Source organism: Mesorhizobium newzealandense (assembly GCF_042682145.1).
GTDB lineage: Bacteria > Pseudomonadota > Alphaproteobacteria > Rhizobiales > Rhizobiaceae > Mesorhizobium > Mesorhizobium newzealandense.
The window spans coordinates 160671-177031 of the sequence record NZ_JBHUGZ010000028.1 but is presented as its reverse complement, the minus strand read 5'-3'; the positions used below and the strand labels follow the sequence as shown (position 1 = coordinate 177031).

The following is a 16361-nucleotide window of genomic DNA, read 5'->3' as shown; positions in this document are numbered from 1 at the left end:
GATTGCGGCCCGCGCGTTGCGCGGACCGCCTTCCCAGTCAAAGCGGGCACATCAGCGCCCGTAACTTACTAGTAGGCGCTGAGGCCGGTGCCCTTGTAGACCTTGTCGAACTCGGCCTTCACCGCCTCGTTCTGATAGGACGCGACCAACGTCTTGACCCAGGCCTCGTTCTCATTGCCGGCCTTCACCGCGATGAAGTTGCGGTAGGGATTGTCGGCAATGGGCTCTTGCGCGATGCGGTTTTCCGGCGTCAGGCCGCTTTTCAGCGCCCAGTCGGTGTTGACCACCGCGGCGTCGAGATCCTCGACCGAGCGGCCGACGATGCCGGCGTCGAGCTCCTTGATCACCACCTTCTTGGCATTTTCGGCGATGTCGGCGGTGGTGGCGAGAATGCCGGTGCCGTCCTTCAGCTTGATCACGCCCTCGTTCTGCAGCACGCGCAGCGCCCGGCCTTCATTGGATGGATCGTTCGGCACGCCGATCACCGCGCCCTCGGGCAGGTCGGCGACCTTGGTGTACTTCTTCGAGTAGAGGCCGATCGGCCAGACGCCGGTGTAGCCGACGCGAACGATATGGTAGCTCTGCGTCTTGATCTGGTTGTCGAGATAGGGCTGGTGCTGGAAGGCATTGGCGTCGATTTCACCGCGCTCCAGCGCCTCGTTGGGCTGGGTGTAGTCGTTGAACACCACGGTCTCGATGGCGAGGCCCTTTTCGGCCGCCTGCGCGACGACGACCCGCCACACATCCTCGTCCTCGCCGCTGATGATGCCGACCTTGATCGCCTTCTTGTCCTCGGCGAACGACGCATGGGGCGCCATCAAGCTGCCGATGGCGACGGCCGATGCGAACAGCAGAGCAAGGCCACTGCGCCGGTTGAGGGTTGACCAGAGGGAAGACGGCAAAGTGTTTTTGGAGTCAGTCATGATTGATCTCTGCGGTTGTGAAGTCATGCAGCCAGGCGGATTGCCGAGCCTTGGGCACATCGTCAGAAATTCTATCGACTTTATCAAAGAAAGCGTTTCGCCGTTCCCGTCAAAGCCGGGAATATTCTCTCAAAGTTTTCAGGAGAGTGAGCACAAGACGTCGCCGGCCGACCGCAGCGAGCTGCTGTGAGATCCTGCGCGCCATTGGAGGGACGTCAGATTCGCGAAACACCTGGCGTGACTATTGGCCTTGGGGTGTGTTGAGATTCAGGTCAGGCCGAGCTGAGATTGGTGGGCTCCGAGAACCGGAGCGGAGCGCACTTTTGGTACGTGAGCACCGGAAGCGCAGGAAACCGCCGTTCGCAAGCCGGCCTCACCTGAATGCCAACACACCTAAAGCGCGATCCAGGCGGTCTTGAGATCAAGATATTTGTCCAGCGCGTGCAGCGACTTATCGCGGCCGAAGCCGGATTGCTTGACTCCGCCGAGCGGCACGGTGATGTCGGCGCCGCCATAGGTGTTGACGTGGACGACGCCGGCATTGATGGCGCGCACCATGCGGTGGGCGGTGGAAAGGTTGGCGGTCCACACCGCTGAGGCGAGGCCGTAGACGGTCGAGTTGGCAAGGCGCACCGCTTCCTCCTCGATCTCGAAACGCATGACGCCGAGCACCGGTCCGAACACCTCCTCGCGGGCGAGCTGCATCTCTTGCGTCACATTCTCGAAGATCGTCGGCGCCATGTAGCTGCCGCCAGTCTCGGTGAGAATGCGTTCGCCGCCGGTGACGAGACGGGCGCCCTCAGCCTCGGCGCGTGCGACGAAGCCGAGATTCTTCATCAGCTGTTCGGCGCTCGACACCGCGCCGACGTCGCTCGACAGATCGAGCGGATCGCCGACCTTCAGCCGCGCGGTTGCCGAGAGAAGCTCGGCCATGAAGCGGTCATAGACCGACGCCTGGACGAGCAGGCGCGAGCCGGCGACGCAGACCTGGCCGGAATTGCGAAAGATGCCGTTGGCCGAGACGACCGCCGCCTGTTTCAGGTCAGGAGCATCGGCAAAGACGATGTTGGGCGACTTGCCGCCAAGTTCGAGAAAGACGCGCTTTAGATTGGAACGCGCGGAATATTCGAGCAGCCGCCGGCCGACCGGTCCCGAGCCTGTGAAGGTGATGGCGTCGACATCCATATGCAGGCCGAGCGCTTCACCAGTGACCGCGCCGCGCCCGGTGACGACATTGAGCACACCGGCGGGAAGTCCGGCCTCGCTGGCCAATTCAGCCAGCCGCAGCAGCGTCAGCGAAGCGATCTCCGGCGGCTTGACCACCACGCAATTGCCAGCGGCCAGCGCCGGCGCGATCTTCCAGGCGCCGATCATCAGCGGAAAATTCCATGGCACGATGACGCCGATGACGCCGAGCGGCTCCTTGTGGATCAGCCCGAGCACGTTGTCGGCCGTCGGCGCGATCTCGCCATAGATCTTGTCGATCGCCTCGGCATAGTAGCGGATGGTACCAGCCGCCGACAGCGGTTCGGCCTTGTAGGCCATGCCGATCTCGGTGCCGTTGTCGCGCACGCCAAGCACGGCCAGTTCGTCGGCATGCTTTTCGACCAGCTCGGCGAGTTTTGTCAGAACCTTCTTGCGAAAGGCCGGCGCGGCCCGTGACCATGAACCTTTCTCGAAGGCCTTGCGTGCCGACTTGACGGCGCGTTCGATGTCGGCGGCATTGCCGTCGGCGATGCTGGCGAAGGGGCGGCCGTCGATCGGCGATATCACCGGCAGCGTCGCGCCGCTTGTCCCCTCGGCCTGCAAGCCATCGATGAACAGGCCTCGCGCGCCGATTTCCGTCTTGCGCAGCGTGTCGATGGCATTCTGGCTGATCATTGGGGATTGGCTCCGAAACTAACATGCAATGTGGTTGGCGCGCGGAATTCCCAGCCGCGAAACACCGGCTCCTTGCCCGGTACCAGGCGGAGATCGGGGAAGCGTTTGAGAAGCAGCGTTACTGCAAGGCACATCTGCTCGCGCGCGAAAACCCGGCCCGAACAGAAATGATGGCCAAAGCCGAAGGCAGCATGGTTGCCTTCGTCGCGGTTGATATCGAAACGGTCGGGGTCGGCAAAGCGGCTCTCGTCGCGGCTGGCCGAGGAGACAAGTGCCGCGACCGCTGCGCCGGCCGGGATCGTCACGCCGCCAAGCTCGACCGCCCGCGTCGTCTGCCGCGTCTGCGTGCCGATCGGCGCCACCCAGCGCAAGCCTTCGTCGACGGCCTTCGGTACGAAGTTTTCCAGGTCGTCGAGGACCTGCCGCAATTGCCCGGGATGCGAAAGCAGGCCGGCCAGGATCGAGCCGGCGCCATGTCCTGGTTCCTGCATGCCGCCGAGCAGGATGACCTTGATGCTTGGCATCAGGAAGTCGATCGGCCGCGTTGTGCCTTCCGGCATGCCGTCATGCAGCATGTGCGACAGTGCGGAGTCATCGGGCGCGCGCGCAAGTCTCTCCAATGTGGGCAGGATGGTGGCGCCGACCTCGGCGCTGATCGCATCGGCGATCTCCTGCCGCTTGGGGTTGTTCTCGAAATTGATGGCACCTTGGGCAAGGCCGTAGAACCAGCGGCGCAGCGTTGGCATGTCGATGTCGGCGAGGCCGAGCGAGCGCGCCAGGCTGAGCGTCGACACCGACTCGAAATAGTCGGCCATCAGCTCGGCCGAGCCGCGTTCGGCGATCTGGTCGAGAAAAGGTTCGGCGATCGACCGCACCAGATCGCCGGCATAGGCGGCAACGGTGCGCGGCCGGTACTTCGGGTCGACACCTCCGCGCAATTGCTTGTGCGTCTCGCCATCGGTGGTCAGGATCGTCGGCTTGCCGAAGGACCGCTCGACGGGCGACGAGCCAACCACGGCGGAAAAGATGTCGGGCGATTTCGCCACGCTCTCGACATCCTTCCAGCGGGTAACGAACCACAGATTGACCGCCGGCACGAAGGCGACTGGGGCGCTGCGCCTGAGCTCGGCATAGATCGGATAGGGATCGGCCTCCAGCGCCTCGACGGTGATGTTTTCGGCAAAGCCCAAGGCCGCCACTCCTTCGCAGTGGAGGGGGCGGCGTAACCGCCCCCCTTTGCTTCGCTCAATCTTTCAGCGGCTGGCCGAGGTTTTCGAAGGCGACCGGATCGCGGCTCTTCAGCGCGCTCGCCAGCAACAGTCCGACCACCGCGGCAATCAGCACCAGCCCCGGCAGGAATACGCCAAGGAAGCCGCTGGCGCCCGACAGGCCACCGAAATTGATGACGATCAGATAGATGATGACGACGAAGGCGATGAAGGTCAGTCCGGGCAGGATGGTGGTCTTCAACGCATTCTCCTGCGCGGCCGGATTGGCCCGGAAAAACATCACCACGGCCAGCGACGCCACCGCCATCATGACGATGACGCCGAGCGTCGCGACATTGGTCAGCCACGAAAACAGTGCCAGCACCGGATCGAGGCCGAGCACGGCGAACAGCCCAACCACGATTGCCGCCAGCACGCTCTGGATGACCGAGGCGACATGCGGGCTCTGGTGCACCGAATGCGTCACGCCGATCGTCTGCGGCAACAGCTTCTCGCGCCCCGAGACATAGATGTAGCGGGCGACCGCATTGTGGAACGCCAGCACGCCGGCAAACAGGCTCGAGACGAACAGGATGCTCATCGCATGCGACAGCATCGTTCCGGCGTAACGATCGGAAAGGCCGAACAGGAAGGTCGTCGGATCCTGCAGCCCCTGCAGCGCCGGCAGCAGCTTGTCGACACCGGCGCCGACCGCCATCAGCCATGCCGTGACCATGTAGAAGACACCGATCAGCAGCACGGAGAAATAGGTGGCGCGCGGAACCGTGACCTCGGGGTCGCGGGCTTCCTCGGCATAGATGGTCGTCGCCTCGAAACCGATGAAGGCGGCAAAGCAGAACAGGATGGCGATGGCCGGCGCGCCTGAAGTGATCTGGCTCCAGCTGAACGGCGCCATCGACAGGCCGCTATCGCCACCGGTCTTGAGGATGGCGATGTCGAGGACCAGCACCACCAGATATTCGCACAGCACCAGCACCGTCAGGATCTTGGCCGACAGGTCGACCTGCCGGTAACCGAGCACGGCGACCAGCGCGATGGCGATGAAACTCCACACCCACCAGGGCAAGTTGATGCCCCAGCCGGCGAACAGCCCTGATGTGGCCGCGCCGAGCAGGCCCATGACGCCGATCTGCATGGCGTTGTAGGACAGGATGGCGATCAGTGCCGTGGCGCCGCCGGCCAGGCCGCCGAGCCCGCGCGCCGCATAGGCATAGAAGGCGCCGGCATTGCCGACATGGCGCGACATCGTCACATAGCCGACCGCGAACAAAAGCAGCAGGATGGTCACGATGAGATAGGTGCCGGCAAAGCCGGCGCCATTACCCATCAGCATGCCGAGCGGCGTGCCGCCGGCGACTGCCGTAAGCGGTGCCGCCGCCGAAATCACCATGAAGGTGATGGCGCCGACACCGAGACTGTTCTTGCGCAGCCTGTTGGCTGGCGCCTGCTCCGAAACTGCTGACATTGGTCCCTCCTGTTTGCGAACCCTCAGGCTCGCCGGCCGATCGGCCTGTCCCATGCGCTCTGGATGTCGGTTCATTATTTGAACCATTATTTTGAATATAGACTTGCAAACAAAGCCGATGCCTGTCAAGTTAATTCACACGTTAAATGATTATCCGGAGGCGGAATTGGGTACGGTCGGCAAGGCGATTTCACTTCTGGAGCTGTTCACCGTCGACGAGCCCGCGCTCGGACTGTCCGACCTTGCGCGCCGGTCGGGCTTCGACAAGGCGACGACGCGGCGGCTTCTGATCGCGCTGACCGGCCATGGCTTCGTAGAGCAGGATACCGCCACCCGGCACTATCGCCTCGGCGCCGGCCTGTCGCGGCTGGCGAGCATCCGCGAGGCGCGCTTTCCTTTCCTGCAGACGGCGGTTCCCCTGGTACGGGATCTCGCGGCCTCGACCGCTGAGACCGTGCATCTCTCGGAATTCGGCGTCGACACGCTGGTGACCGTCCATGTCGAACATCCGGCCTGGGCAAACCGGGTCAATGTCGATATCGGCCAGCTTTTGCCCTTGCACTCCACCGCGTCGGGCATCGCCTATCTGGCCTTCGCCCGCGACGAGACCGTCAAGGCATGCCTGGCGAGCTCGCTCGATGCCTTCACGGCGCATACGCTCATCGAGCCAGCCGCCATTTCCAGCTCCATCGGCGAGACGCGTGACCGAGGCTATTCGATCTGCGATCAGGGTTTCGAGGAGGGCGTGATCAGCGTCGCGGCGGCGATCCGCGCGGCGGACGGCTTTGCGCTCGGCACGATCGCGGTGGCCGCGCCAAAGGCCAGGACGACGGCGGCGGCGATCGCGGAACGGGGACTTGCGGTGATGGCCGCGGCACGGGAGATTTCGATGCGCCTCAATGGCGAAAACCTGCAAAACCTGAGGAGGCAGGCGTGATGTCTGCAGAGACGGCAACGGCGCCCCGCATCCTGGTCATCGGCACGGGTGACACCAAGGCTGATGAGCTCCAGTTCATGAAGCAATGCATCGAGGCATCGGGCGGCAGCGCGGTGATGATGGATGTCAGCGTGCTGGGCGACCCGCCCTACAGCCCGGATCACGACAAGCACGCCGTCGCCCGGGCTGTGGATGTGACGATCGCCGAGATCGTCTCGAGCGGTGATGAAAACACCGCCATGACACTGATGGCCGGCGGCGCCGTGCAACTGGCGCGCCAGCTTCATCAACGCGGCGAGATCGACGGCTTCATCGCCATCGGCGGCTCGATGGGAACCGACCTGGCGCTCGACGTCGCGCTTTGCCTGCCGCTCGGCGTGCCGAAATTTGTCGTCTCGACCATCGCCTATTCACATCTCATCCCGCCCGAACGCGTCGCGCCCGACCTGATGATGATCCTCTGGGCAGGTGGGCTGTATGGCCTCAACAGCATCTGCAAGCTTGTCCTGTCGCAAGCCTGCGGCGCGGTCGTCGGCGCGGCGAAGATCGTGCTGGCGTCGCGCGCCTCGGCGCAGGCTACGGGGCCGACCGTCGGCATGACGTCGCTGGGCAGCAGCTGCCTGCGCTACATGAAGACGCTGAAGCCGGCGCTGGAGCGGCGCGGCTATGACGTCGCCGTCTTCCACACCACGGGAATGGGCGGCCGCGCCTTCGAATCGATTGCCGGACAAGGGCACTTCTGCGCGGTGTTCGACTTCAGCCTGCAGGAAATCACCAACCATCTCGCCGGCTCCGTTGTCAGTTCCGGCGCGGACCGCCTGGAAAATGCCGGCGCCCGTGGCATTCCGCAGATCGCCGCACCCGGCGCGGTCGACATGGTCGATCTGCCGACCTGGCAGGATTTGCCGGCTAAGTTCTCCGAGCGCCCGTTCCATGCCCACAACCGGCTGATCGGCTCGGTCACAGTCGACGCCGACGATCGTCGCCAGGTCGCCAGAACCATCGCCGCCAAGCTCGGCGCGGCGAAGGGGCGCTCAGCCTTCATCCTGCCCTCCGGCGGCATCCAGGAATGGGACATGCAGGGTGAGCCGCTGTATGAGCCCGAAGCCCTCGCCGCCTTCGTCGACGAAATGCGCAAGACCATTCCCGCAGGCGTCGAGTTCCATGAGATCGACGCCCACATCAACAGCGACGACTTCGTCGGCAAGGCGCTCGAGATTTTCGACCGCTGGGTCGAGGAGGGCATTGTCCCGCGCGGCACACCAGTCAAGGGAGTGGCCGCGTGAGCACTCCTTTGGCCCAGGCGCTGGTTCTTGATTTCGGCGGCGTCGTCACCCGGACGCTGTTCGAGACGCATGCGCTGACCGAACAGGCGCTCGGCCTCATCGAGGGAACGTTGCAATGGCGCGGGCCGTTCGATCCGGACAGCGATCCGCTGTGGCGCGCGATGCAGGCCGACGAGATCAGCGAGCGCGACTACTGGCGCACGCGCACCCGCGAAGTCGGCCGGCTGGTCGGCGAGGACTGGCGGGCGATGGAAACCTTCGTCCAGCGTGCACGCGGCGCGGAGCCGGAAAAGGTGGTGCGGCCCGAGGCCGACAGCGCCATCCGCGCCGTGCATGCGGCGGGCTTTCGCCTGGCGATCCTGTCCAACGAGCTCGACCTGTTCTACGGCGCCGACTTTCGCCGGCGGCTGCCGCTGCTTAGCCTGTTCGACACAATAACCGACGCCACCTATACCGGTATCCTCAAGCCCGACCCCCGCGCCTATGCCTTCGTCACCGCGGCGCTCGGCCTGCCTGCCAGCGCCTGCGTCTTCGTTGATGACCAGCAGCGCAATGTCGATGGCGGTCGTGCCGCAGGCATGCGCACCGTTCATTTCGACGTTGCGCAGCCGGCACTTTCCTATGCCGAGGCCCTCGGCCATTTCGACCTCGTCCCAGCCGTCTGAGACCATTTGCGGAGCCTGTCATGCGCGACATCAATTTCCTCACCGAGACAAATGCCAAGCCGATCTGGCATCCGATGGCGCATCCGGCCGAGATGCGGGCCAATCCGCCGAAGATCATCATGAAGGGCGAGGGCGTCACCGTCACCGACATCGACGGCAACAGCGTGCTCGACGCGGTCGGCGGTCTGTGGAACGTCAATCTCGGCTACAGCTGCGACCCGATCAAGAAGGCGATAGCCGACCAGCTCGGCGCGCTGCCCTACTATTCCGGCTTTCGCGGCACCTCGACCGGACCGTCGATCGAGCTCGCCTACGAGCTCAGTGAATGGTTCGAGCCGGAAGGCATGGTGCGGACGTTCTTCACCTCGGGCGGCTCGGACTCGGTCGAAACCGCGCTGCGGCTGGCCCGGCAATACTGGAAGATCCGTGGCCAGGGTGACCGCACCAAGTTCCTCGCCCTGAAGAAGGGCTATCATGGCACGCATTTCGGCGGCGCGTCGGTCAACGGCAACGCCAATTTCCGCCGCAACTACGAGCCGCTGCTGCCCGGCGTCTTCCACATCCCGGCGCCGTGGACCTTCCGCAACCCCTTCGACGAGGCCGACCCGGCACGCCTGGCGAAACTGTGCGCCAAGGCGCTGGAGGACGAGATCGCCTTCCAGGGCGGTGACACCATCGCCGCTTTCATCATGGAGCCGGTCCTGGGTGCCGGCGGTGTCATCGTTCCGCATGAAAGCTTCATGCCGCTGGTGCGCGAGATCTGCGACCGTCATGAGATCCTGCTGATCGCCGACGAGGTGGTGACAGGCTTCGGCCGCTCGGGCGAATGGTCGGGCTCGCGACTGTCGGGCGTGAAGCCGGATTTCATGACCATCGCCAAGGCGATCACCTCGGGCTATTTCCCGCTCGGCGCCACCTTGATCGGCGCTAAGGTTGCAGACGTCTTTGAAGCCGACAAGACCAGCTTCGGCTCGATCGGCCATGGCTATACCTATTCCGGCCACCCGGTCGGCTGCGCCGCGGGGCTGGCGGCCCTTGCCGAGACAAAGCGGCTTCGCCTCAACGAGAACGCGGCCGCGCGGGGCAGCGAGCTCGCGGCCGTGCTGGAAGGGCTGAAGGCCAGGCACGCCATCGTCGGCGATGTCAGGTACAAGGGCCTGATGGCGGCGCTCGAACTGGTCTCGGATCGCGCGACGAAGAAGCCTGCCGACAAGAAAACCATGGCCGTGGTTTCGGAGGCGGCTTATGAAGCCGGCGTCATGCTGCGCGTCTCCGGCAACAACATCATCCTGTCGCCGCCGCTGATCATCAGCGCCGCCGACGTCGCGAAGATCGGCGAAGCGCTGGATGCTGGCCTGTCGAAGGTCTGACAGATCGGCTGTTACAACGGAGTTTCGGTACGCAAATGGCTCAATCACAGGAAAAACTGGCCGAGGAAGCGCTGGTTAGCCGGCGTTCCCGCCTGCTCGGCGCGAAATCGCAACTGTTCTATGACGAGCCCGTGCATCTGGTGCGCGGCGAAGGCGTCTGGCTCTACGATGCCGACGGCCGCAAATATCTCGATGCCTACAACAACGTCGCCCATGTCGGCCATTGCCACCCGCATGTGGTCGAGGCCCTGTGCCGGCAGGCAAGCCTGCTCAACACCCACACGCGTTACCTTCACACCGCCATCCTCGACTATGTCGAACGGCTGACCGCGACCTTCGATGCCAGCCTGTCTACCGCCATCCTCACCTGCACCGGCAGCGAGGCCAACGACATTGCGCTGCGCATGGCGCAGGCCGCCACCGGCCGCATGGGCATCATCGCCACCGACGCCACCTATCACGGCAACACGGCAGCGGTTTCGCAGCTCAGCACGCGTATGCCGCCAGTCGGCGGCCGAGCCCGTCATGTCAGGCTGGTGCCGGCGCCCGACAGCTATCGCCATCCGGATGCAATGGCCAACGGCAAGGCTTTTGGCGACGCGGTGCGAGAAGCCATCGCCTCGCTGCAACAGGACGGCATCGGCCTGTCCGGCATGATTCTGTGTCCGCTGCTCGCCAATGAAGGCTTCCCGGCGCTGCCATCCGGATTCTTCGATGACGCGGTGCATGCCGTGCGCGAGGCCGGCGGCCTGGTCATCGCCGACGAGGTGCAGCCGGGCTTCGGCCGCACCGGCAGCCATTTCTGGGGCCATCAGCGCGCCGGCTTCGTTCCCGACATCGTCACCATGGGCAAGCCGATGGGCAACGGCCATCCGGTCGCTGCCGTGGTCACCACCGGGGACATCCTGGCGACCTTCCGCAACGCCTTTCGCTACTTCAACACGTTTGGCGGCAACCCGGTTTCCACTGTGGTGGCGAATGCCGTTCTCGATGTTCTGGAGCAGGAAGACCTTGTCGCCAATGCATTTGATGTCGGCGCCTATGCACTGGGCCTGCTGCGCCCGCTGGCCGACCGCCATGAATGCATCGGCGAGGTCAGGGGCGCCGGGCTGTTCTTCGGCGCCGAACTGGTTCACGACCGCGAGACGCGCGAGCCGGCGCCAGACATTGCCGAGCAAGTCGCCAACCGGATGCGCCATCGCGGCGTGCTGATGGGCAAGACAGGCATCCATGGCAACGTGCTGAAGATCCGCCCGCCGATGCCGTTTTCGCGCGACAATGCCGCCTTTCTGATCGGCACGCTCGACGAGGTGCTTGGCGAAGTTTGCGGAGTGCCGGCGTGAACGCTGTTTCCACGAAGTCAGAGCCAGAGACGGAAGCGGATGTCACAGAGCTTGCCCGGCGTGCGCTCGAACATTGGGGGGTTCGTAGCGGTGAGCCGGAGTTGCTGAAGTACCGCGAGAATGCGGTGTTTCGGGTCCGTCTGCCAGATGGACAACCGGCGGCCATGCGCGTTCATCGGCTTGGCTATCATTCGGACGAGGCGTTGCTCTCGGAACTGCAATGGATGGGCTTCCTGCAATCTGCCGGCGTCGCCACGCCATCTCCCATCGCGGCGCTGAGCGGCGACCTGTTCGTACCGGTCGGCACAGGCTCTTTGACGCCGCCACGTCAGGTCGATTGTCTCTCCTGGCTGGAAGGCCGCGCCGTCGGCGCGCGAGGCGTGCCGCTGGATTTCACACCTGAGCAGGCAAGACAGGTCTTCACGGCAATCGGGCGAACCATTGCCCACATGCACAATGTCACCACCGTTTGGACACCGCCCGCCGGCTTTGCTCGCCATGCCTGGGATTTCGACGGTTTCTTCGGCCCGAACCCGAACTGGGGCCGCTTCGAGACCTCCCCCTTCCTCGACGGTCCACGCCGCGAGCTGGTTTTCCAGGCGCGCGAAAAGGCCGTGAAGGCGCTGTCGGAGCATGAACGCAGCGCCCGCAATTTCGGCATCATCCATGCCGACCTGGTGCGCGAGAATGTGCTCGTCCATGATAGCGCGATCCGCATCATCGACTTCGACGATTGCGGCTATGGCTGGCACATGTACGACCTTGCCGTTGCCCTCTACCAGAACCGCGAGGAGGCGATCTATCCACTGATCGAGGCCGCCCTGCTCGACGGCTATCGGCTAGAGCGGGATCTGACCCCGCAGGACATCGCAGCACTGCCGCTGTTTTCGGCGTTGCGCGCCTTCGCCTTCCTCGGATGGGTGCAGAGCCGTATCGAAGGCGACATCACCAGGGATGTCGGCATGCGCATGTCGAGCATCGCCGCCGATGTGGTGATTGCCTATCTGAATGGTGACTGATCGGGGTTGGCCGACCGTCAGGCAAAGTGAATGCTGACCGCCCCTGAACTGCCGAAATCGGCGACGATGGTGTCGCCGGGACGAGCTTCGACGGGTCGAACGAAGGATCCCGACAGGACCACCTCTCCAGCCGCGATCGATAGGCCGTAGCGGGCGAGCCGGTCCGCCAGCCAGGCAATGCCCATCGCCGGATGGTTGAGCACGCCGGCGCCAAGCCCGGTCTCCTCGACCTCGGCATTGCGCGAGACGATGGCGCCGATCCAGCGCATGTCGGTCTCCTGCGGCCGCTGCGGCCGGCCGCCGATGACGATGCCGGCATTGGCGGCATTGTCGGAAATCGTGTCGAAGAAGGTGCGCGCCTTCTTCGTCTCCGCATTGACGCGCTCGATGCGCGTGTCGAGGATTTCGAGCGCCGGCGTGATGTAGTCGGTGGCGTTGAGCACGTCGAAGATGGTCACGCCGGGACCTTTCAACGGCGCCTTCATGACGAAGGCGATCTCGGCCTCGACGCGCGGCTGGATGAAACGGCCGGCGGGGATCGTCGCTCCATCACTGAAGAACATGTCGTCGAACAGCACGCCCGAATCCGGCGTGTCGATTGCCAACGCATATTGCATGGCCTTGGAGGTCAGCCCGATCTTCCAGCCCTTGGGTTTCAGCCCGGCATCGATCTTGCGCTGCACCAGCGCCGCCTGGACGCGATAGGCGTCCTCCATCGTCGCCTCGGGAAAATCGAGGCTGAGCAGGCGGATCTGGCGGCGCGAACGCTCGGCCTCGAACAGCCGCGCCGCGGCGTCTTCCACTTGCTCCGGGGTCATTGGGCCGCCTCGTCGACGACGCCGTTTTTAAGCACGCCGATGCCTTCAGCCTCCACTTCGATCACATCACCCGGCTTCAGCCAGATCGGCGGCTCGAAGCGGGCGCCGGCACCCGTCGGCGTGCCGGTGACGATGACGTCGCCGGGCACCAGCGTGGTGAAGGTCGAGATGTAGGCGATGATCTTGCGGAAAGAGAAGATCATCCGGCTGGTGCGGTCCTGCTGGCGCAGCTCGCCATTGACGCGGGTGGTCAGCGCGATGTCGGCAATCTGCGCCTCATCCGTGAACGGCACCAGCCAGGGGCCGATCGAACCGCTGCGGTCGAAATTCTTGCCTTGCGTCACGTTGAACTTGGCATGCCGCACCCAGTCCCGGAGGGTGCCCTCATTGCACAGCGACAGCGCCGCGATATGGCCGAGCGCGTCGGCCTCGGCAATGCGCCGACCCGCTTTGCCGATGACGATGACGACCTCGCCCTCATAGTCCAGCTGCGAAGAGTCCGGTGGCCGCACCAGCGGCGCGCCATGGCCGACGAAGGAGCGCGGAAAGCGGATGAACAGCGACGGGTTCGAAGGTGCTGCCTGGCCGTCCTTGTACTCCTCGTTGCGGTCCGGGTAGTTGACGCCGACGCAGATGATCTTTTCCGGCGACGGGATCGGGATGTCGTAGGCGATGGCGTCGAGCGGGAAATCGGCGGCGAAGGCGTCGGCCTCTTCCGTAAGCCGCCCCAAGGCGCCGGCCTCGATCACCTCGCGCAGCGTCGGCCACTGGCCATAGCGGGCCGACAGGTCGACCACGCCCTTGCCGGTGATCGCGCCATAACGTGCCTTGCCGCCGACGGTGAAGGTGGCGAGCCGCCCATGTCCAGTCATCCGGGTCTCCTCATTCGGTCTGCGTCTGCCATCAAGGCGCAATGATTGGCGATGCCGTCAGATCCGGCTGGCGTGCCGCAACCCCGGCAAATGCACTGCCCTCCTCGAACCAGCTCTTCGGCGCCGGTGCGCCCCACAGCGTCTGGCGCTGCGGGTCCTTGAGGTCCCACTTGATCGGCTCGAGGTCCGGATCGACCGTCTGGTAGTCCGAGCAGTAGATTTCGATGCGGTGATTGTCCGGGTCGCGGACGTAGAGGAAGAAGGCGTTGGAAATGCCGTGCCGGCCGGGGCCGCGTTCGATGTTCGGCAGATAGCCGGTCGTCGCCATCAGGTCGAGCAGGTCGATGATGTTGAGCGGCGTCGGCACCCAGAAGGCGACATGATGCAGGCGCGGCCCGATGCCGTTGGTGAAAGCGATGTCATGGACGCCGCCCTTGCGATGCGTCCAGGCCGCCCACAGCTTTCCGCTGCTGGCATCCTCGGTGTATTCGGTGACGCGGAAGCCGAGCTCGTTGTAGAAGGCGACGGACTCGTCGACATTGGGCGAAAAGCAGTTGAAATGGTCGATGCGCAGCGGCTTGACGCCGTGATAGAGCGCGTATTTCTGGTGGATCGGCGGCAGCCGCTGCATCTCAGCGTAGAATTCGAGCGGTATGCCGTGCGGATCGCGGGTGCGAAAGGTGCGCGACTGGTAGGGCCGTTCGACCCATTCAACCGGCAGGCCTTTTCCCTTGAAGAAGTGCTCGGCCTTGTCAAGGTCGTCCTCGGAGAACAGCTTGAAGCCGAGGTCGCGCGCTTCGGCCGTAGTGGCCTTCTTCAGCACGATGCAATGGTGCCCGCGCTCCTCCAGCGCCCTGAGGTAAATGGTGTCTGATGTCTCGTCGGTGACCTGCAGGCCGAGTGTGTCGACATAGAAGGCGCGGGACCTGGCGAGGTCGGTGACGGCCAGCTCGACATGGCTGAGGCGCACGATGTTGAAGGCAGGGTAGAGATTGGGCTTGGGCAAGGGCATTTGATTTCCTCTGATCAGCCGCCGAGTTTCTGGATCGCGTGCGCCGTCGTGGCGAAGGCGATGTTCTTCGTCTCCATGTAGAAGTCGAAGGAATGGTCGCCGCCATCGCGGCCGATGCCGGAATTCTTGACGCCGCCGAACGGCGTCGGCAAATGGCGCACATTTTCCGAATTGACCCAGATCATGCCGGCGTCCAGCGCTTCGGTGAAGCGGAAGGCTCTGGTAACGTCCGACGTCCAGAGATAGCCGGTCAGGCCGTATTGCGTGTCGTTGGCCAGCGCCAGCGCCTCGGCTTCGTCGGCGAACGGAATGGCGCTCAGCACCGGCCCGAAGATCTCCTCCTGCGCGATGCGCATGGTGTTGGTGACGTTGGTGAACAGGGTCGGGCCGACATAGCAGCCGCCGCCCGGCCCATCGACCTTGCCGCCGCCGGCGGCGAGCGTCGCACCCTCCGACCTGCCGATGTCGATATAGGACAGCACCTTCTTTTCATGCACCGGATGGATCAGCGGCCCGACCACCGTTTTCGGATCGAGTGGGTGACCGACGACGATGCGCTTCGCCCTCTCGGCGACCTTGGCGGTGAAGCTGTCATAGACCGAGGCTTCCACCAGCAGGCGCGACGACGAGGTGCAGCGTTCGCCGTTCAGCGAATAGATCATGAAAACGGCGGCGTCAGCCGCGCGTTCGAGATCGGCGTCGGCAAAGACGATCACCGGGTTCTTGCCGCCAAGTTCGAAATGCACGCGTTTCAGCGTGTCGGCGCCTTGCTTCATGATCATCGAGCCGGTGCGGCTTTCGCCGACGAAGCCGATCGCCTTGATATCAGGGTGCTCGGTCAGCGCCTTGCCGGCGTCTTCACCCAGACCGTTGACCAGGTTCCACACGCCTTTCGGCAGGCCGGCCTCTTCGGCGATCTCGACCAGCAGGCGGGCAGTCAGCGGCGAGAATTCAGCCGGCTTATGAACCACGGTGCAGCCGGCCGCCAGCGCCGGCGCGATCTTCCAGGTCGACAGCATGAACGGCGTGTTCCACGGCGTGATGATGCCGACCGGGCCGATCGGCACCCGTGTCGTCAGGTTGACCTGGCCCGTGGTCCGCAGCGTCTCGCCGTCGCGCGCCTCGGGCGCGCGGTCGGCGAAGAAGCGGAAATTCTCGGCACCCCGCAACGCCGCCTTGGCCATGAACTTCAGCGCCTGGCCGGTGTCCATGCATTCGACGAACGCGATCTCCTCGGCGCGCGCCTCGATCGCATCGGCTATTTTGTGCAGCAGCTTCTTGCGCACCTCGCCCGGCATCGCGGCCCAGGCCGGAAACGCCGCCTTCGCCGCCCTGGCGGCGCGGTCGATGTCGGCGGCACCGCCGCGCGCGACGCTCGCCAGCGGCTTGAGGTCGACCGGCGACAGCGTTTCGAACGTCGCGCCGTCGAGCGCCGGCACCGCTTCGCCGCCGATCTGGTTCAGCACCCCGTCGCGCTTGAAACGAGCCAGATAGGCTTCGGCCTTCGTCAGATTGCCTTGCAGGTCGGACATGTCAGCTTC

15 protein-coding genes are annotated in these 16361 nt (G+C 64.5%); 7 read left to right on the top strand and 8 right to left on the bottom strand.

All coding sequences use genetic code 11. The features are described 5' to 3' along the window. Positions 1 to 68 precede the first annotated feature (68 nt). Positions 69 to 923, bottom strand: a complete 855-nt coding sequence (locus tag ACFSOZ_RS33210; RefSeq protein WP_379105167.1) for a MetQ/NlpA family lipoprotein — start codon at positions 921 to 923, stop codon at positions 69 to 71. On the opposite strand from ACFSOZ_RS33210, the gene ACFSOZ_RS33205 reads away from it, so the two are divergent. Next, positions 922 to 1113, top strand: coding sequence for a hypothetical protein (locus ACFSOZ_RS33205; protein ID WP_379105165.1), 192 nt, complete (start codon positions 922 to 924; stop codon positions 1111 to 1113). The genes ACFSOZ_RS33210 and ACFSOZ_RS33205 overlap by 2 nt on opposite strands. A 203-nt stretch (positions 1114 to 1316) precedes the next feature. On the opposite strand, the gene ACFSOZ_RS33200 is transcribed toward ACFSOZ_RS33205, so the two are convergent. The 3 genes from ACFSOZ_RS33200 to ACFSOZ_RS33190 are packed head-to-tail and all read right to left on the bottom strand — an operon-like array spanning position 1317 to position 5498. Continuing rightward, positions 1317 to 2804, bottom strand: coding sequence for an aldehyde dehydrogenase (locus ACFSOZ_RS33200; RefSeq protein ID WP_379105163.1), 1488 nt, complete (start codon positions 2802 to 2804; stop codon positions 1317 to 1319). Continuing rightward, on the bottom strand, positions 2801 to 4003 hold the full coding sequence (locus ACFSOZ_RS33195; RefSeq protein ID WP_379105161.1) for a cytochrome P450: 1203 nt from the start codon (positions 4001 to 4003) through the stop codon (positions 2801 to 2803). Before ACFSOZ_RS33195 ends, ACFSOZ_RS33200 begins: the two co-directional genes overlap by 4 nt. 46 nt (positions 4004 to 4049) lie before the next feature. Continuing rightward, complete coding sequence (locus tag ACFSOZ_RS33190) at positions 4050 to 5498, bottom strand: APC family permease (RefSeq protein WP_379105159.1); 1449 nt, start codon at positions 5496 to 5498, stop codon at positions 4050 to 4052. Positions 5499 to 5664: 166 nt separating this feature from the next. On the opposite strand from ACFSOZ_RS33190, the gene ACFSOZ_RS33185 reads away from it, so the two are divergent. Genes ACFSOZ_RS33185 through ACFSOZ_RS33160 form a run of 6 tightly spaced genes read left to right on the top strand, consistent with a single transcriptional unit; the run spans position 5665 to position 12118 of the window. Further along, the gene (locus tag ACFSOZ_RS33185; protein WP_379105215.1) at positions 5665 to 6435 is read left to right on the top strand and encodes an IclR family transcriptional regulator; all 771 of its coding nucleotides are present in this window, start codon (positions 5665 to 5667) and stop codon (positions 6433 to 6435) included. Continuing rightward, the gene (locus ACFSOZ_RS33180) at positions 6435 to 7721 is read left to right on the top strand and encodes a Tm-1-like ATP-binding domain-containing protein (protein WP_379105157.1); all 1287 of its coding nucleotides are present in this window, start codon (positions 6435 to 6437) and stop codon (positions 7719 to 7721) included. Before ACFSOZ_RS33185 ends, ACFSOZ_RS33180 begins: the two co-directional genes overlap by 1 nt. Positions 7722 to 7729: 8 nt before the next feature. Beyond that, positions 7730 to 8386 (top strand): HAD family hydrolase, encoded by a 657-nt coding sequence (locus ACFSOZ_RS33175; protein ID WP_379105213.1) that lies wholly within the window; start codon positions 7730 to 7732, stop codon positions 8384 to 8386. Between the two features lie 20 nt (positions 8387 to 8406). Next, a complete protein-coding gene (locus tag ACFSOZ_RS33170) occupies positions 8407 to 9756 on the top strand; it encodes an aminotransferase class III-fold pyridoxal phosphate-dependent enzyme (protein ID WP_379105155.1) in 1350 nt (449 codons plus the stop codon). Between the two features lie 35 nt (positions 9757 to 9791). Then, positions 9792 to 11099 carry an aminotransferase class III-fold pyridoxal phosphate-dependent enzyme gene (locus ACFSOZ_RS33165; protein ID WP_379105153.1) on the top strand — a complete coding sequence of 436 codons (1308 nt, stop codon included), beginning with the start codon at positions 9792 to 9794 and terminating at the stop codon, positions 11097 to 11099. Then, the gene (locus tag ACFSOZ_RS33160; RefSeq protein WP_379105151.1) at positions 11096 to 12118 is read left to right on the top strand and encodes a phosphotransferase enzyme family protein; all 1023 of its coding nucleotides are present in this window, start codon (positions 11096 to 11098) and stop codon (positions 12116 to 12118) included. The genes ACFSOZ_RS33165 and ACFSOZ_RS33160 overlap by 4 nt, the downstream gene beginning before the upstream one ends. Positions 12119 to 12135: 17 nt before the next feature. Here the strand turns inward: ACFSOZ_RS33160 and hpaH are convergent, their stop codons facing one another. The 4 genes from hpaH to hpaE are packed head-to-tail and all read right to left on the bottom strand — an operon-like array spanning position 12136 to position 16352. Beyond that, positions 12136 to 12936, bottom strand: coding sequence for a 2-oxo-hept-4-ene-1,7-dioate hydratase (hpaH, locus tag ACFSOZ_RS33155; RefSeq protein ID WP_379105149.1), 801 nt, complete (start codon positions 12934 to 12936; stop codon positions 12136 to 12138). Continuing rightward, on the bottom strand, positions 12933 to 13808 hold the full coding sequence (locus ACFSOZ_RS33150; RefSeq protein ID WP_379105147.1) for a fumarylacetoacetate hydrolase family protein: 876 nt from the start codon (positions 13806 to 13808) through the stop codon (positions 12933 to 12935). The genes hpaH and ACFSOZ_RS33150 overlap by 4 nt, the downstream gene beginning before the upstream one ends. 31 nt (positions 13809 to 13839) lie before the next feature. Beyond that, positions 13840 to 14820: a 3,4-dihydroxyphenylacetate 2,3-dioxygenase gene (hpaD, locus tag ACFSOZ_RS33145; RefSeq protein WP_379105145.1), complete on the bottom strand. Its 981-nt coding sequence runs from the start codon at positions 14818 to 14820 to the stop codon at positions 13840 to 13842. Positions 14821 to 14834: 14 nt separating this feature from the next. Continuing rightward, on the bottom strand, positions 14835 to 16352 hold the full coding sequence (gene hpaE, locus ACFSOZ_RS33140; protein WP_379105143.1) for a 5-carboxymethyl-2-hydroxymuconate semialdehyde dehydrogenase: 1518 nt from the start codon (positions 16350 to 16352) through the stop codon (positions 14835 to 14837). Positions 16353 to 16361: the final 9 nt, after the last annotated feature.

Excerpts from the sequence above, each read along its gene's own strand:
- ACFSOZ_RS33205 (WP_379105165.1), top strand. The coding sequence starts at position 922 with ATGATTGATCTCTGCGGTTGTGAAGTCATGCAGCCAGGCGGATTGCCG.
- ACFSOZ_RS33210 (WP_379105167.1), bottom strand. The coding sequence starts at position 923 with ATGACTGACTCCAAAAACACTTTGCCGTCTTCCCTCTGGTCAACCCTC.
- ACFSOZ_RS33200 (WP_379105163.1), bottom strand. The coding sequence starts at position 2,804 with ATGATCAGCCAGAATGCCATCGACACGCTGCGCAAGACGGAAATCGGC.
- ACFSOZ_RS33190 (WP_379105159.1), bottom strand. The coding sequence starts at position 5,498 with ATGTCAGCAGTTTCGGAGCAGGCGCCAGCCAACAGGCTGCGCAAGAAC.
- ACFSOZ_RS33180 (WP_379105157.1), top strand. The coding sequence starts at position 6,435 with ATGTCTGCAGAGACGGCAACGGCGCCCCGCATCCTGGTCATCGGCACG.
- ACFSOZ_RS33170 (WP_379105155.1), top strand. The coding sequence starts at position 8,407 with ATGCGCGACATCAATTTCCTCACCGAGACAAATGCCAAGCCGATCTGG.
- ACFSOZ_RS33165 (WP_379105153.1), top strand. The coding sequence starts at position 9,792 with ATGGCTCAATCACAGGAAAAACTGGCCGAGGAAGCGCTGGTTAGCCGG.
- hpaH (WP_379105149.1), bottom strand. The coding sequence starts at position 12,936 with ATGACCCCGGAGCAAGTGGAAGACGCCGCGGCGCGGCTGTTCGAGGCC.
- ACFSOZ_RS33150 (WP_379105147.1), bottom strand. The coding sequence starts at position 13,808 with ATGACTGGACATGGGCGGCTCGCCACCTTCACCGTCGGCGGCAAGGCA.
- hpaD (WP_379105145.1), bottom strand. The coding sequence starts at position 14,820 with ATGCCCTTGCCCAAGCCCAATCTCTACCCTGCCTTCAACATCGTGCGC.
- hpaE (WP_379105143.1), bottom strand. The coding sequence starts at position 16,352 with ATGTCCGACCTGCAAGGCAATCTGACGAAGGCCGAAGCCTATCTGGCT.